We start from the raw sequence: 17,099 nt of genomic DNA on the forward strand, positions 1-17,099 counted from the left end.
CTTTTATTTGGTGGAACGTACTAATTCGACGGAAAATTTAGCCGTACAGCCGTTGTCAGAAGTAACGGTTCTTGTTCCTTTGATCTTGTTATCGGAAATATCATTAAGAATAACGTTCATTTCCACATATTTTTTGGCCGTAGAATCAGTTTTGAAGGAAAGCCTGATCTCATTGTTTTCAAATTTCCCTGAATATAGTCTGACGAGATTGTTATTGTTGATGATCTTGGTAACAGGCTGGGTAGGATCATTATCAAATTCCCAGATGTCTGTACGCAGATCACCTACCACATAATCACTGCAGTTGGATTCGGTACAAATTACCTTTCCGTTCCATGGTCCTGATATTTCTGCCGGCCATACCGCTGCTTTTATTTCTACAGAATCTTTTTTAGAGAAAATACTGTCCTTCATTTTCAGGAGCGCCTGATATTCAGATTCTTTTTTAGCAAATAGTTGTTCTTTTTCAAGGAGTTGTTTTTCTCTTTCTGTAAGATTCTTTTCCTTTTCCTTGTAATCGCAGCTTATCAGAAGAAAAGAAACCATTGCAAGTAAAAAAAATGTGTTTTTAAGCATATTGTGTAGGTTGGAGTCTACAAGATAAGAAAAAAATATAAAAATGAGAAAAATATCACTTTGTTGAAGAGATAAAGCAATTCTGTCAGATTTTTATACTATCGTTACTTAGTTGGTGAATAATGAAAGAGATCGTATTTATGATTGTCATATCAATAGGAATTGCAGATAAGTATTGATGGTTTTTTTTCGTATTTTTTTGTTGGAATGCGCAAAGAGGCAAAATTATTTTTGAGGCTGCATAAATAAGGCGCAACGATTTTATCAGCGATAAAATTTTAAACTGCATAATTATAAAACTTGCTGAAAATCTTAGATTTTCTAGCGCGTTAAAAGCAGCATAACAGTTGCTTCCCTTAGCGTTTTCTAACCAAAAAAAATGCAGTTTGGAGACTTTGCCCATAAAATAATTGAATTATAAATGATGTAAGAATTTTTATTTTTAAATCGCTCGCTGATCATGCAGATGACGCAGATTTCTTTATTCGTGATCAATAGAAATCGTAGATTTCTAAAACTAATGTGCACTTTTATACATTAAGCTTTTAAACTTATTTATACTAAAGTGTAAAACCTTTTGTGGTTAAAAAATTTCATTGCCACGGATACACGAATGAATTTTTGTATCTTTTTATTCGCTCGTAGATTTTGAAGAAGGCGCAGATTTTTACTGGGTGTAATAATAAAAATCGTAGATTTTTAGAAGCTTATATGAACTTCTATACGTGAGGTTTTAAACTTAAAATATTAAAGTGTTAAAAGTTTTTGCGTCTGTTGTGGTTAGAAAATTATTGCCGCGAGTACGCTAATTTTTCAGTAGGTCTCCTAATACTTAGGTGCCGGTTTTCAAGGTTTCTGTTTTTCCGTTTTTGAACATTCCGGGTTTGTAATTGATGATGAAAACTCCACAGATGATTAATGCAGCAGCAAGAATGAATTTAGCAGAGATAGGCTCATCCATGATTAGCCAGCCGAGGAATATGGCAATGATGGTGTTGATGTAGGCCAATATGGAAACCTGTACCGGAGAAATTTTGGTTAAGGCATAATGGAATGCGAAGAAAGCTGCTACAGAACCGAAAACAGCAAGGTAAAGCATGGCTGAAATACTTTTTAAAGTCCAGCTTCCGAAATTATAATGTTCTGAAAAAAGGAAGGCGAATCCAATCTGAACTATTCCGGCAAACAGAAACTGATAGAATAAGTTTAGGGTAATATTTCCGCTCTGAATATTTAATTTTTTGGTGAAAATAGTTCCTGATGCCCATCCTGAAATAGCACAGAAAAGGAAGATCATTCCCATTCTGTAATCAGGATTGGCGAGATCCTGTATACCATCCCAGAAGATGAAAAGAATTCCGCTGAAGCACATCAGTACACCTGCAAGAGCCCGGAGACTGAATTTTTGTAATCCTACAGCCACACTTCCCAGAAAGACAAGAATAGGAGAGCAGGCACTGATGAGAGAAGCCAGACTGCTGGATACAGTTTCTTCCGCCACGGTGGTCATTCCATTCGCCACAACCAGCATTAATGATGAAAAGATAACCTGATAGCCCAGACTTTTCCAGCCGATCCATTTGAATTCCTTTTTTGAAAGAAGGATAAAAAGCATAATAACCGCTGCAAGAAATTGTCGGATCCCGGCTACAAACCATGCTGGAATGGTTTCTACAGCCACACGGATCGCTAAAAATGTAGTTCCCCATACAAGAGCAACGGTAAGAACAGCAAAAATGAGTTTGTAATCTTTCAAGGTAAAGCAGGATATAACACGCAAATTTATTGGTTTTGAAATACATCAGATGGATACAGTTGAGGAAATTTTTAGCGGTACAGATAGGTAATACAGGCTGGAAGTCGGAAGACCATGAAGTCTGAAGGTAAAATAGCTTGTTTTTAATCTATAATATTTATATAAGGGCAGTAAAATGATATTTTCAGAGCAATAGAACTTCCATCTTCACAACTTCGGCTTGCTTTCTAAAATTTTAATAGCAGGTTAAAATTCTTTATCTTTGAGCATCTAATAAAAATTGAAGATGGTAGGAATTATTATGGGCAGCCAGAGCGATCTGCCAATTATGGAACAGGCTGCAAATTTTTTAAAAAGTCTGGATATTCCCTATGAATTAACGGTAGTTTCTGCCCACAGAACACCGGAAAGAATGTTCGACTATGCCAAGAAAGCAAAGGAAAGAGGGTTGAAAGTAATTATTGCAGGAGCTGGAGGGGCTGCTCATCTTCCCGGGATGGTAGCGAGCTGCACGACGCTTCCTGTGATCGGAGTTCCTATTTTATCCAGTAATTCTATTGACGGTTGGGATTCTGTATTATCTATTCTTCAGATGCCGGGTGGAATTCCTGTGGCAACAGTAGCTTTAAATGGAGCTTTAAATGCCGGAATTTTAGCGGCTAAAATTGTAGGAGTCGCAGATGCAGGAGTCGCAGAAAATCTTCAGAAATACCAGGATTCCCTGAAAGATAAAGTATTGGGAACCGTAGATGATATTAAGGCAAAGCATCCCAATCATTACGATTTGTAAAACAGTATAGCTTAGTTTACATAACAGTTTGAAAACACTGATAAACAATAAAACGGATGAATAGTCATCCGTTTCTTTTTTATTTATGAGGTGATATATGATATCGCTCCAATACGTTCGGATCTATTTTTAAATCCGGGCGAAAATACATGATTCCTTTTACAAAATGAGCAAAAAGGGCATTGGGGTTACGCACCAGAACGGTTGTTTTAAATTTTACAGGCTGGGCTTTTATGACGTCCAGTTCATTTTTTGTAAAGATATAAAGGTCAAACTCACTTTCTGAATATCCTCTGTCCGTCCATAGCACGTCATAGGCTCCGCCTTCACTATTGGCGAAAAGTGATTCATAGAGAAGAGATTGAGGGAGAGTATTTTTACCATAATGATGCAGTCCTTTTTCATCTACCTGTATTTGGGTGTATTTGGGGGGCTTTGCACGGTATTCTGCTATAGCCATCCATGTCAGAAATGATAGAACAGGTACTGAAAATCCTAATATAATCAGCTTGATTTCAAGTTCTTTTACCCAGAAAGAGAAAATAATCATACCTGCTAGTGAGCCCATTATCAATATAAAAAGGCTTAGTAAAAAGACTTTTAGGGCAACTGTAAGTCCTCTGGCAGGTATGGAAGATAATGGCTGGAAATTTTTTTCGAACGGTAACATTATGGTCTGATTATTTAAAGAGAAAACTCTCCAGGCCTGGAGAGTTTTTAGTTTTTGTATTATTCCTGAAGCATATTGTCTCTTGTGTTCTTTTGCACAGCAATTGCGCCAAAAAGAGCGAGAAGAAAGGCAAATGCATAAAAACCTTTTTCGCTTGGAAGGATGGTGGCGTTCCAAAGGCCAATGGCCAGTAATACGATAGAAGATAATGTAGCGAACCAGCAGATTCCGTAATAAATATCTGTTACCTGGATGTTTTCTAATCGGTCCCGGACTGCTTTCTGAAGAGAAACAACGGCAAACAGACCGTATAGCAGAATGGTAAAATAATATCCCTTTTCATTCAGCTGCATTTCAGTTCTTGCAAGACCAACGATAAAGCCGATCATTCCTGCTCCCAATGCCACCCATGATGCTGCGACAAATGCATTCGATACTCTTTGTTTTTTCATAGTAATATGTTTTTGATGGGCTAAATATATTCATTTTTTTGTGAACCTTGCAATAAGGGAGATAAATATAGGTAAAATACGGACAAAGGACTTGTATTAACTTCCAATCGGATTATTAAAAACGGCAGATTCTGGCTGAATGGGATTTTCTATGATGTGAATGGGCTATTGAATAGAATAAGTGAATATTTATATCCGGGCTTTCTTCCTAGCCCCGATAGCAGCGGTTACCCCACAGCATGCCCTGGATTCAGCAATGGAGCGAGGAGTATGAGCGGATAGCGGGAAACAGCTTCCGGAAATAAAAAAGATGGGTAGAAAAATAAAAGACTTTCCAGAAATCTGAAAAGTCTTCTACTATAATAAGATTAAAAAATATTAGTATCTGTAGTATTCAGGCTTGAATGGCCCTTTTACGTCTACTCCGATATATTCTGCCTGTTCAGGAGAAAGGGTTTCAAGTTCTACGCTTAATTTCTTAAGGTGTAAAGCGGCTACTTTCTCATCTAAGTGCTTAGGAAGCATGTATACTTCGTTTCCGTAAGCTGCAGAGTTGTTCCATAACTCGATCTGAGCTAAAGTCTGGTTAGAGAAAGAGTTTGACATTACGAAACTAGGGTGTCCTGTAGCACATCCTAAGTTTACCAGTCTTCCTTCTGCAAGGATGATTACTTCTTTACCTTCAATGGTATAGATATCTACCTGAGGCTTCACTTCTGATTTTGTCTGACCGTAGTTTTTGTTCAACCAAGCCATATCGATTTCGTTATCGAAGTGACCGATGTTACAAACAATCGCTTTATCTTTCATTTTAAGGAAGTGTTCTCCTCTTACGATGTTGAAGTTACCGGTTGTTGTGATGATGATATCTGCATTGTCTACTACAGTATCTAATCTTTTCACTTCATAACCGTCCATAGCTGCCTGAAGCGCACAGATTGGGTCAATTTCAGTAACCGTAACGATAGAACCAGCTCCTCTGAAAGATGCAGCAGTACCTTTACCTACGTCTCCGTATCCGCAAACTACCACTCTTTTTCCGGCAAGCATTACGTCTGTAGCTCTTCTTACCGCATCTACGGCAGATTCTTTACATCCGTATTTGTTGTCGAATTTGGACTTGGTTACTGAATCATTTACGTTGATTGCAGGCATTACCAAAGTACCGTTTTTCATTCTTTCGTACAGTCTGTGTACTCCGGTAGTGGTTTCTTCAGAAAGTCCTTTGATATCTTTTGTAAATTCTGGGTATTTATCAAAAACCATGTTGGTTAAGTCACCACCATCATCAAGGATCATGTTCAGTGGTTTTCTGTCTTCACCGAAGAATAAAGTCTGCTCAATACACCAGTCAAATTCCTCTTCATTCAGACCTTTCCATGCATAAACCGGAATTCCGGCAGCAGCAATAGCCGCAGCAGCGTGATCCTGTGTAGAGAAAATATTACAAGATGACCAGGTAACTTCAGCTCCTAAAGCCACCAATGTCTCGATAAGTACAGCAGTCTGGATAGTCATGTGAAGACATCCTGCGATTCTTGCTCCTTTTAGCGGCTGAGAAGGTCCGTATTCTTCACGGATAGCCATTAAACCTGGCATTTCTGCTTCTGCAAGAGTAATTTCTTTTCTTCCCCATTCTGCAAGGGAGATATCCTTAACTTTATAAGGAATGTATTGTGTTGTAGTACTCATATGTAATGAATAGTTTTAAAATTCAATTGATAACGAAGTGCAAAATTACAATTAATAATTAAGATATAAAAACACAGATCTATTTCACATATGATGAGATTATACAGGGCTTAAAATTATTTAGTCTTAATATAAATAACTATTTTTACCTGATAAATCAATATATTATGGATCATACCAATACACAGAACGACGAACAGAGAAAGGCAAGGCCAGTTGCACCAAAAGTAAAAGAGCTGATCGACAGATCTAAGAGTGTTATTTTAGCTACAGTTGGCGCGGAAGGAAATCCTAATGCCAGCTATGCCCCTTTTGTACAGGTGGGCAATACCTTTTATATTCTGGTGTCTTTTATGGCAAAACATACTAAAAATCTGGCAGACGGAAGAAAAACTTCAATGATGTTTATTGAAGATGAGTTGGCTACAAAACAGATCTATGCCCGTGAACGCTTAACGATTGAAGCAGCCGTTTCCCAAACAGAAAGAGATTCTGAAACATGGAATGAAGTGGTTGCTAAACTTAAGGAAACTCATGGTAAAGTTGTGGATGTTATTTCAGAAATGGGAGATTTTATTCTTATTGCATTACAGCCTGTAAAAGGTTCTTATGTAAATGGATTTGGGAGTGCCTATTTTGTAGATGAAAATCTGGAAATCCTTGAGCACAGAAATGATGTGAATCATCAGTCTAAATAAATTAAGAAGGGGAGCTGGAAGAGGGAAGCGGGGAAGTTTATACCAGTTAAGGTAGGACGGGAAGTTCTTTTGGATTTGATGTATTAACGTGAGTTCTAAATATAAAAGGCTGGAAGATGGAAGATGGAAGAAGGAGGCTGGAAGTTAATTTTAGTTATACGTATTGAAAGCCTCAAGAAAATCAAATTAAATAAAAGCAATCAATTTTGCTCTTAATGACCTTCATAACTTCCCTCTTCCATCATCTAGCTTCAAACCTTCATTTATCAGATATTCTTATCCCGAACTGAGGGTTGTATTATTAGATTTTTTGAATCATAAGTTTACAAGAGGTTTTTAAAGACCGCTATAACTTCCATCCTCCCGTTTCCATCTCCCATCCTTTTTTTGTATTTTTGCAGATATAAAAAAGCGATGCCCCTTTACCGAGATTTTTCAGATGATAATGCCACGATTCTTGTGTGGAAATATGATGAGAGTGAAGAACTCAATATCCATGAACTTCTGGAACCCGAAAACGCTGAAAAAGTAAAGGACTACCACCCCAAAAAACTTCAGGAAGTTCTGATGGTACGAATGCTTCTGAAAGGTTTAAAACCCCATTCCAAAATCCTGTACAAAGAGAGGGAACCCTTTTTGTCTCCTAAAGATGCCGAAATTTCCATTACCCACTCTTTTCCTTTTGCTGCCATTGCAATTTCCAAAAATAAAATAGGAATCGACATTGAGAAATTCAATCCGAAGATCTTAAGGGTGATTGATAAGTTTACTTATGAAAATGAAAGGGGATTTATTCCTGAAGATAAAGCCGATACATTTTATACCATTATCTGGAGTGTAAAGGAAAGCATGTACAAAATCCACCATTCCAAATACTGGTCTCTGAAGAAAAACTACGAAGTGAAGCCTTTTGAGCTGAAGCATCTTCATAAAATAAGCTGCCGGGTATACGATGAGCAGTTTTCAGATGAATTCAAAGCAAGAGTGGAATTTTTTGATGATTACTGCTTTACTATTGTAGAGGAATAATGAAAAGTTAAAAGGAACTACTAAGCTTCATCTACCTTCTCCGCTTTATATTTTTCTATCACCTTGCGTTGTTCTTTGGCAACATCATAAATCAACTCTAAAATATCGTGGATATTTTTAAGTTCCGTTAAATGGGAGATTTTATCTGGATCTCTCCGGTCAATAATCTCGTTTTCTTCAATCTCTGTTTTTCTTTTCATCAGCATATCTTCAATAGAAGAATCTTCCGGTTCAAGGCGGCTTTCCATTTTGAGGGTTTCGTTGATGTCATTTCCATTGAGCAGGGTAGAGGTCTGCTGCATTTCGGCTTCAATCTTCCGGCTCCAGCTTTCAGAATCTATTTCCGGATATTGCTCATTACTTTTGGAATATTGGGAAAGAGAAGCGGTATAGGCTGTAATAAGATGAGAGGTCGCTACAAACTGATGCACCACTTCCAGCTTTTTCTGCTGATTTTTAGGATCAGAAATCATTCGCTGAAAATTGTCGGAAAGATTGGCCAGAGAAATGATGGCATTTTTTCGTTTTATTTTATAATCTTCAATGTCGAAATCTCCCTGCAGGAATTTGGATATTACACTCTGAAAATAGATGAGGTTATCTGCCGCGGACTTCTTCATCAGATCAAGATTCTGCGTATGTTCCCAAACCGGTAAAACAATATAAGACACGGCAAAAGCAATGATTCCGGCAATGGCTGTATCCAGTACTCTGTCTTTGAAGATAATATTTACTTTCCCCGGATTTAAAAAATTGAAACTCAGGAAAACATAAATAGTCATAAACAGGACAGCCCAGAAGTAACGGCCTTTTAAAAAGCTGAAGCACATAATCATACTGATCAGCAGGATAGCAAATAAAATACTGTTGATATGAATAAAATGCAGAATGATATACGCAATGGTAGCCCCCACAACCGTTCCATACAGACGAAGAAGATTTCGCTGTTTGGTAATGGAGTAGGCCGGTTTTAAAATAGCGGTAATGGTAATTAATATCCAGTAGGTATGGCCCAATCCCAGAAAATCAAACATGGAGAAAAGGTATCCAAGCAGTAAAGCTGTCGTAATTCTTATCGCATGACGGAAATGAGAGGACGATAACGAAATATTGTTCCTTAAAACCTTAGAATTAAGTTTCGGCTCATTAGGCATGAATTTTTTCAAATCTAATCCGGTAGATAAACTCTTGGCCAATTTTACGTTTTGGGAAAATACTTTGTAGATCTCATTGATTTCCTTCGTGATTTCATTGATGCGCATCAGAATCTGGCGCAGGATCATGAAGTTTTCAAGGCTGTCGGGAGATAATTGTTTGTTTCTTAGTTCAAAATAATTAAAATTAAGATTTTTCAATTCAAGCTCCAGATTAAACATGGGTTTCGCTCTCGTTCCACTCTGAAGGGCAATCCCGATATTGGTAATTTCCTCGGCCAGAAGGTTGAGGTAATCGTGAATGTTAACCAGGATCATACTGTCTTCAAAACTCTGCTGCAGCTTCTGGTAATCACTTTCAGAAGTCATCAGCTTTTCATGAAGGTCCATTGAATTCAGGAACATCAGCATCAGCAGTCGGCTCGTTGTTGTAGATTCGTTAACGATGGTTCTGGTCTTAAAAACAGTCTCTCGTGTCTCTTCCTGAAGGTTTTTGATCTCAATCTGTTTCGCAATAACCTGAGTAGTCAGTTTGTCGAAATCAGGATTTTTCTGATAATAATTGGCCTTGATCTTTAAAAATTCAGCAAGCTGAAGGTAATTTTCACCAATCATCTGGCCTGCCAGTTTATACGGACGGATAGTTGTTACAACAAGGAATATAAGCAGAAACCATATACAGCCGCTGGCAAAGATCAGTAAGCTTTTAAAGATGTCGCTTCCTGTAAGGTGTCCGTCAATAAAGATGGCAAGTACAACAAGTGATAATGAACCTACTGCGGCCAGTCTTTGTCCGTAAACCCCAATCAGGGAAAAAAACATCCCGAATACAATGATTTCAAGAAGAACCAGGACCTTAAAATTCATCACCAGGCTTGCAATCATTGCTACCAATACAAAACAGCAGATGGCGAAAGCCAGTGCATTTCTTCTTCGGATAAAAGGACCGGGCTGGTCGGTAAGCGCTACAAAGCTGGTCCCCAAAGGAAAAAGAAAGTATTCTTTCAAAATTCCGAAATGGGCGAGAACCAAACAGGGCAGAACGGTGGCCAGCGTAATTCTGATCGCAGAATATAGATATTGGCTGGTAACGAATTTTTTGAGTTCTGCTGAATAGTTCATACTACAAAAATAATTATTGGAAAGATAAAAAGCTTTATAAAAATAAGACTTTTATGAACTTATTTCAGACCGTCTGCTATTATATTTTTATCAATTGTAAATTTTGTTTCACCTTGAGATGTGAATGAGACTGATTTACAGATGAGCAGCTCAGCGAATTGACTGTTCACTATTAACTTTTCTGCATAAAAAAAGCTGTTTCAAAAATGAGACAGCTTTTTTTATCTGGAAAAAATATCTTAATAATCTACATTAGATGTTTCTTCTCCAATGTTCCAGGTAAGACCGAAACGAAGGGTATTATCTAAAGCAGTATTGATTTTTGACATATTGATCAGGTAAGAGATATCCAATCCGAAAGAACGGTACTTTAATCCGATACCGGCTGTAGCGAACTGTCTTGCTCCCTGCTCTTCACTTTCGTGGAAATAACCTGTTCTTACAGCAAAAGCATTGTCATATGAATATTCCAAAGCCCCACTGTACATGATGCTATTCTTATTTTTGAATGATTTTGTGATTCCTGCAATAGGACCTACGTTAGGAATCTCATATCTTGGCTGTCTTGTATTAGGATCTATACCTACATATTCTGATCCCGGAACTAGAATTTTTGAACCTTCTACGCTTAAACCAATTTTATTCATATCATCCAGGTACATATCATATCCAACCCCTAATCTTGCCATAGTAGGAAGATAAGATCTGGACTCTTCATTTCCTGTATAATCCAGCTTCGGACCAACATTCTGAATAGCGAAACCAGCATTCACTTTACCTTCATAGCCTCCAAAACTTGAGAACTTCGGAGAGGTATAATATCCGGAAACATCCACAGCAAAAGAGTTAGCTGGTTTAAGAGTAGTATCGGTGTTGAAACCTCCGGCTAAGTCTGAACGGATAAATCTACCAGTAACAGCTCCTGAGAAGGAATCAGAAAGTTTCATGGCATAAGCTATGTCAATAGAGAATTCGTTGGGTTTTGAAGTACCCATTGATGCTACTTCTGTACCTACTAATTGAGTAAGGTCCACTTCTCCCATATTAAAGTAATAAATACTGGCAGAGATGGTAGCTCTTTCTTCCTGTCCTAAGAATTTATGGAATGCACCATACAGTAAAAATACATCATTAGTAAGCTTCCCCATATAAGGTGTATAGTTAAGACCTACGGAAGAACTTGTTCTGCTAAAAGGATATTTTGCTGCATTCCAGAATTGTGAGAAAGCATCAGGTGAGGTAGCAACCCCCTGATCCCCCATACCACCGGCTCTCGCATCCGGTGAAATCCTTAGAAATGGAGCTCCGGTTAACACTGGGTTTATCTTGCTTAAATCCTGTGAATAGCCTAGAAAACCAGCACTCAAACCAAATCCCAAAAGCAGTTTTGTAGTTAAATTCATATGTTGTCTTTTATATATTATCAGTTTTTTATAAATATTGTTATCTATGTATTATCTAAATTATTTCAAAAGTACCATTTTTTCTACAGCTGTGGCACTTCCTTTGCATTTTTCTTGATTTTGACTTTTTGCAAATATCTTAAAAATATACGTACCTTTTGCAACAGTTGCCCCAAAATCGTCTCTTCCGTCCCATTCTATTGCCTGACGAGGCGTTCTAAAGCCCTGTAGGAAAGGTTCTGCGACTACCGGCTGAGATAATGTTCTTACTAATTTTCCGGTAATGGTATAGATTTGAACATTAACATCCAGAATATCGTCACAATTGTGTTCAAACTGAATATACGTTTTATTGGTGAAAGGATTCGGCCAGTTCAGCGGTCGGTTAATGATCAGGTGCTGATCGGATTCATCCTTAACCTCAAAGTTTAACGTAGCAGTTGTCGAATTATTGTTTATGTCCCAAACTTTAAATGTTAATTGGTGTTGCCCGATAGCAAGATTTCTGAAAGGATAGGTTACATTTCCTTTCTGATAATCGGCCAGGCTTGGATTTACGCATCCGTTGCCTTCTCCCGGAGCGAAGAAATCATTCAGAACAACCGTATTGATGATCTGGCCATCTAGGTATACGGTAATGTCATGACCAATCCCTGATCCTGTGGAATTAATTCCTGTATCATCGGTAACACATGCCAGCAGCATTGGATTCTGATTGGTGATTCCTCCGTCTGCAAAGTTGGTGTTATTCATATATAATCTTACTTTTGGAGGTTCATTATCATTAATCCCGTTCGGGTTGATGTCTCCTACCTGTACAGCCTGGTTATTGAATACATCGGATACTTTATTATCTGCATATCCTAGAATTCTTCCCTGTCCAACAGCATAATTAATGTCTTTTGGAACATAGAATTCTACGGTAAATACTCCGTTTACAGCCGTTCCTGAAGCTTTAACGATAGCACTTCCTTCTTCCGTGTAATCCAATATAGGAGTAAGTCCTCCGTCATTGTTCAGGGTCTTTTTATTGAGTCTTTTATCAAAAATATTAATAGAAACCCTTCCGTTGAAAGTACTGTTTAAAGTTCCGTTAGGATTATTAATGTGGCCTTTTACTTTCACAAAGTCCAGACCTCTGATCAGTCCCGGAACCGGAGTTTCAATATTGTCAATTACAAGCAGTCTTTGTGGTCTGCTTAACTTCATTGCCGGGTCTCCAAGGAAGTTAACTTTCAGGTGGTCAATACCTGCTGTTTTTTGTTTTTTTGCCGTTAAATGAGCATATCCTAACGTTTCAAAATCATCATTGGTAAGTTTAAAGATGTTTTTAGTATAAAAATCGGTAAAGCTGCGTCCGTAATCTACTCCAATGGCTCGGCTGGAAGTAATCATGGCAGCCGGACCTCCTTGTTTCAGCTTGATAAACTGTTCTCCTGCTGAAGATGTTCCGGGCTCATCCCATAAGGTAAATTCGCAGGTAATGGTAGATACAAACGGGAATCTGCTGTAAACAGTAGAGAAATTGTTGGAATTCTGAATCTCTGTAGAGGTAAGAACTCTTTCCTGTGCCCATCCGTTAATCCCTCCATGTCCAAAATAGAAGATATACATACTGTTTCCTATATCATTGGAGATCGCTTGAGTTACCTGTGGATATCTTTGTCCGCCTGCTGTACTTTGAGCAGGGAAGGCGTCCATATACAATTTTCTTACGTTATATTCTTTAAGATCCACTTGCCCCGGCTGTTCAAAGATATCAACCAATGAGGAGTTCATTACGTTATGGAACGGACTTCCGTTATCTTTATCATCATCCACAACAAAGTCAAGCTTCATACGCCATTCTCCAAATGGGCTGGATTGCCCCGGAAGTGAATTATAATAAGCAAGCGTTTTATTCATCATATCTCCGGCTTCGCTGGCATTAGCTGCAGGAATTCTTCCAATAGGGAGATCAGGTAAGTTGCCATCAATACTTGATGAGGTTTGCGGCTGGGTCATTACAATATAATCATCCGTTACGAAAGATCCTACAAAATCAGAAGAATGTTCACTCTGGTAGCTGGAAACAACATTGGAATTGTTGGAGATTCTGTTTTTATAATCAAATGAAGCATCACCTAATATAAATGCATATTTAAGGCTTCCTGCCGGAGTATTTAATTTTGTTACAAAATCTCTTACCGCCGTAAGGTCCCTGCTTCCGCTTCCGAACTCATTATATATTTTATTAACGTCTACAATTTCTACTTTGTAATTGTTTTTGGTCTGGTGATAGTTGGCCAATCTCTGTGCCTGTCCCATCATTTCAGGAACAGTAAGGATCAGATAGTCCACATTTTGTAGAGCAGAAAGATTTTGGTTGGCAATTCTTTCTACAAACTGAGGTGAAAAAGCGGCATCTGCACGGAAGGCCACAAACTCATTGTTGAAATTAGGATCTGAAGCCAGATAGCCAAAATTAAAACTTCCTGCGCCTGCTTTGTTTACTCTCCTGTTGGCATTGGTAATATCAGTAACATCCCATACCTGCTCTAAAGCAGCTGCATTATTGATTCCGAATCCATAACTGGTGTTAGATCCGCTTACAATAGAAAAGTCTCTGAAATTCATCTGGGTACCATTGAAGGAAAGATTTTCTTTATACTGTACTTCCACATAATCAAAATAGAATGCTCCGTTTGGGTTTATTGTGATATTGGGGTTGTAGCTGAATGTAATCTGATTTCCGCTCAGGTTGGTTAATACATCCTGGTATTGCAGCGGATAATAATCATAGTTAAAATTGGGGGTATTACTTGGAACCGCCTGAAGAGAAGGATTGGTGTTGTTGATCTTAAACTCAACACTGTTTTTCTGTGCCCTGTGCCCAATCACCTGTGTTTTGAATCTGATGGCGTCAGAAGCCTGAATAGGGGAATTGATAGGAAAAGTGATCACCTTCTCAGTAATGAACGGTGTATCTTCTGTCCAGATTCTTCCTACCTTCAAAAGATTTTTTTGATCATTATTAACTACCTGGTAATTATCATATCTCGTAATTAATGGTGTGGCAGGTAAATTGGCATCAATGGTCTGCACCCTTTTTCCTGGCCCTTTGTCGAAGTTAATATAATAATAAGAGAAGTCCTCGTATATATTTTTTAGGTTATTGCTTCTGTCCGTACGGGTTTCTGTTCTTTTAAAACCATTTCCGTTGGACGTATCGTAAAGGTTATATCCATTAGGGCCTTGTGCATAGAAAAGAGCATAATCGCCCTCATTCCATACATTATCTTCTTCCCCTACAACCTGGATGGCGTTTTCCTGAAGAGCACTGTATTTTGTATCTCTGTTAAACTCAGGAAGCATAATACCTCCGTTTCCATAGATTCTGAAATTTTTCGGATTAACTGAAGACGGGCTGATTCCGTTGTCTCTTAAAAACTGTGCCGTGATTTTGAATACTCCGGAACGGTCTACTTTAATTTTATAAAATCCTCCGTTGGCAAGAGGGTTATCACTTGTTCCTACTTTATTGGCCATTCCGGATCTCATATCATTGGAAACCGATGTCTCTGTAATGTTGAAGGAAGAAAGTCTTTGAACACGCCCTTTTATATTTTTAAATAAAGCAACGCTGATGTTGGCATATCTTTCTCCTTCCAGATTATAATAGGTTACATTAGCGATGTCATAATTGGGAAGGCTGCCTTTATCCAGTTCATATAATTCTCTGTTGGAAACATTTTCCCAGGCGAGATCTGAAACTTTAAGCTGCTTTTCTCCTATCTTTTGTTTAGTTATGATAAAAATGTTATTTTGGCCAAACGAAAAACCTTCATTTTTAAAATTTGGAAGATTTAATTTTGCTTCGCCAAAGTCCTGAATTTTGGAACCATCCCATTCTATGGCTTTCCTTTGGGCCCAAAGTGCTGATGCAAAAGAGAATAGAAATAAAAGCGTGATTTTTTGTTTCATGTTTATTATTGAAATTTCTGAATTACAAAATAAATGAAAATTTTAGAATTAAATTGTGATACAATAAAATTAATTTGTTAACGTTTTTCAAAAAAATCAAATGTTTACTTGATTTATTGAATAATTTATTTTTTCTTTGTACTTTGAAAATATTTATATCGACTATGAAAAAACTAAAGTTGTTTTCATTAATAGCATTAAGTTCTACACTTGCATTAACCAGCTGTGGCGGGTCAGGAACCAGCAAAGGAGGCGGCACCAAAAAATTTGTCAGCAAGACAGGTTGGAAACCAAACGAAAAACAGGGTTGGTTTTTTGCAGGAAAGCAACAAAAGCAGAAAGGTTGGCCGGGAATGGTATATGTAGAAGGTGGAACTTTTACAATGGGATTAGTGAAAGATGATGTTATGCACGATTGGAACAATACACCGCGCAGAATGCAGGTAAGTTCGTTCTTTATCGGAGAAACTGAGATTACTAACTACGAATACCGCGAATACCTTACATGGTTGAAGTATGTATTCCCACCGAGCGATCCTAGCTTTAAGGAAATCTATAACGGTGCTTTGCCGGATACCTTATTATGGGACAACAAACTAGCTAGAAACGATTATAATGAAACTTATCTGCGTTCCCCGGAATTCGATTACTACCCTGTAGTAGGAGTTTCCTGGACTCAGGCGAACAGATATTGTGAATGGCTTTCAGACAGAGCAAATGAAAAAGCTTTGATGCAGGCTGGTATTATTGCAAAAGATTTGTATATCAACGAATCTAATAATCAGGGTGGAACTGCTTTCAATATGGATAAATTCAAATCGAATGATCCTGAAATGCAAGGGTACATCAACGAGAAAAGAATGCAGCAGAAAAGCGGTATGAAAACTACCAACCAAAGACTTCTTGCTGCCAACAGAGCTCCAAACGCTTCTATGGTTCAGAAATTCAGACTTCCTACAGAAGTTGAATGGGAATACGCAGCATTGGGAATGGCTAAAAACAGAGAATACAACCAATACGTAGGTAAAAAACCTCAAATTGAAAGATTAAGAGGATCCAAAGGAAGAGACAGAGGAATGTTCCTTGAAAACTTCAAAATGGGTAAAGGTGACTATTCAGGTCTTCCGGGATGGAAAAATGACGGATCTGCACAAACTTCAGACGTTAGACAATATCCTTCCAATGATTTAGGAATCTACGGAATGTACGGTAACGTTTCTGAATGGACTGCCGATGTTTACAGACCTATCATTGATGAAGATTTCAGTGACTTCAACTACTACAGAGGAAATATGCCTCAGGCAATCGTAAGAAACGGTGACGGAACTTACAAAATGATTGATGAAGGAACAATCAAGTATGATACATTAGCTGACGGAAGATTAGTATATAAAGGACTTCCTGGACAGTTTGAAAGAGAAACTATCGCAGACTACAGAAACTTCAGAGATGGAGACAGACAGTCTTCTCTTGAATATTACAGAGCTTCAGACTCCGCTTCTTCATTTGATATGTACAACTCTCCTAAAACAAGATTTGTTGTAGATGCCAGCGGAAAAGTGAAAATGCAGAAAGATGCTAAAGACAGAACTTCTGCAATCTCTAACGAGGTTAGAGTAGTAAAAGGAGGTTCTTGGATGGATACTGCATACTGGTTAGATCCGGGACAGAGAAGATATAAGAATCAAGGGAGAGCTTTTGGATGGGTTGGTTTCCGTGTTGCACAGGATGCCAGAGCTAATGACAAAGGTAGAACTAGAAGATAATATTTATCAAAAAATACTTACAAAAAAC

The 17,099-nt window shown here is 38.0% G+C and carries 12 protein-coding genes; 4 read left to right on the forward strand and 8 right to left on the reverse strand.

All coding sequences use genetic code 11. The features are described from left to right. Positions 1-3: 3 nt before the first annotated feature. Complete coding sequence (locus tag J2Y40_RS01220; protein ID WP_153394290.1) at positions 4-576, reverse strand: hypothetical protein; 573 nt, start codon at positions 574-576, stop codon at positions 4-6. Between the two features lie 832 nt (positions 577-1,408). After that, positions 1,409-2,332, reverse strand: a complete 924-nt coding sequence (locus tag J2Y40_RS01225) for an EamA family transporter (RefSeq protein ID WP_309997522.1) — start codon at positions 2,330-2,332, stop codon at positions 1,409-1,411. Positions 2,333-2,618: 286 nt separating this feature from the next. On the opposite strand from J2Y40_RS01225, the gene purE reads away from it, so the two are divergent. Continuing rightward, positions 2,619-3,122, forward strand: a complete 504-nt coding sequence (gene purE / locus J2Y40_RS01230; protein ID WP_153394286.1) for a 5-(carboxyamino)imidazole ribonucleotide mutase — start codon at positions 2,619-2,621, stop codon at positions 3,120-3,122. 79 nt (positions 3,123-3,201) lie between these two features. Here purE and J2Y40_RS01235 read toward each other — a convergent pair whose 3' ends face one another. The 3 genes from J2Y40_RS01235 to ahcY all read right to left on the reverse strand — a co-directional run bounded on the left by J2Y40_RS01235 (position 3,202) and on the right by ahcY (position 5,936). Beyond that, positions 3,202-3,792 carry a hypothetical protein gene (locus J2Y40_RS01235; RefSeq protein WP_309996015.1) on the reverse strand — a complete coding sequence of 197 codons (591 nt, stop codon included), beginning with the start codon at positions 3,790-3,792 and terminating at the stop codon, positions 3,202-3,204. Positions 3,793-3,851: 59 nt separating this feature from the next. After that, positions 3,852-4,244 (reverse strand): inner membrane protein YiaA, encoded by a 393-nt coding sequence (gene yiaA / locus J2Y40_RS01240; protein WP_309996018.1) that lies wholly within the window; start codon positions 4,242-4,244, stop codon positions 3,852-3,854. A gap of 378 nt (positions 4,245-4,622) precedes the next feature. Then, a complete protein-coding gene (gene ahcY / locus J2Y40_RS01245; RefSeq protein WP_153394283.1) occupies positions 4,623-5,936 on the reverse strand; it encodes an adenosylhomocysteinase in 1,314 nt (437 codons plus the stop codon). 167 nt (positions 5,937-6,103) lie between these two features. Between ahcY and J2Y40_RS01250 the strand changes: the two genes are divergently transcribed. Together J2Y40_RS01250 and J2Y40_RS01255 are read left to right on the forward strand one after the other, a co-directional pair. Beyond that, positions 6,104-6,634 carry a pyridoxamine 5'-phosphate oxidase family protein gene (locus J2Y40_RS01250; protein WP_309996021.1) on the forward strand — a complete coding sequence of 177 codons (531 nt, stop codon included), beginning with the start codon at positions 6,104-6,106 and terminating at the stop codon, positions 6,632-6,634. Positions 6,635-7,048: 414 nt separating this feature from the next. Further along, positions 7,049-7,663, forward strand: coding sequence for a 4'-phosphopantetheinyl transferase superfamily protein (locus J2Y40_RS01255; RefSeq protein WP_309996023.1), 615 nt, complete (start codon positions 7,049-7,051; stop codon positions 7,661-7,663). A gap of 20 nt (positions 7,664-7,683) precedes the next feature. Here J2Y40_RS01255 and J2Y40_RS01260 read toward each other — a convergent pair whose 3' ends face one another. From J2Y40_RS01260 to porU, 3 genes are all read right to left on the reverse strand, one after another. Continuing rightward, on the reverse strand, positions 7,684-9,939 hold the full coding sequence (locus J2Y40_RS01260) for an FUSC family membrane protein (RefSeq protein WP_309996026.1): 2,256 nt from the start codon (positions 9,937-9,939) through the stop codon (positions 7,684-7,686). A gap of 239 nt (positions 9,940-10,178) precedes the next feature. Next, complete coding sequence (porV, locus tag J2Y40_RS01265; protein ID WP_153394277.1) at positions 10,179-11,342, reverse strand: type IX secretion system outer membrane channel protein PorV; 1,164 nt, start codon at positions 11,340-11,342, stop codon at positions 10,179-10,181. A gap of 60 nt (positions 11,343-11,402) precedes the next feature. After that, positions 11,403-15,305, reverse strand: a complete 3,903-nt coding sequence (gene porU, locus J2Y40_RS01270; protein WP_309996033.1) for a type IX secretion system sortase PorU — start codon at positions 15,303-15,305, stop codon at positions 11,403-11,405. Between the two features lie 164 nt (positions 15,306-15,469). Between porU and gldJ the strand changes: the two genes are divergently transcribed. Further along, positions 15,470-17,071 (forward strand): gliding motility lipoprotein GldJ, encoded by a 1,602-nt coding sequence (gene gldJ / locus J2Y40_RS01275; protein ID WP_153394274.1) that lies wholly within the window; start codon positions 15,470-15,472, stop codon positions 17,069-17,071. Positions 17,072-17,099 lie beyond the last annotated feature (28 nt).

The organism is Chryseobacterium sp. 2987 (assembly GCF_031456375.1).
GTDB classification, from domain to species: domain Bacteria; phylum Bacteroidota; class Bacteroidia; order Flavobacteriales; family Weeksellaceae; genus Chryseobacterium; species Chryseobacterium vaccae.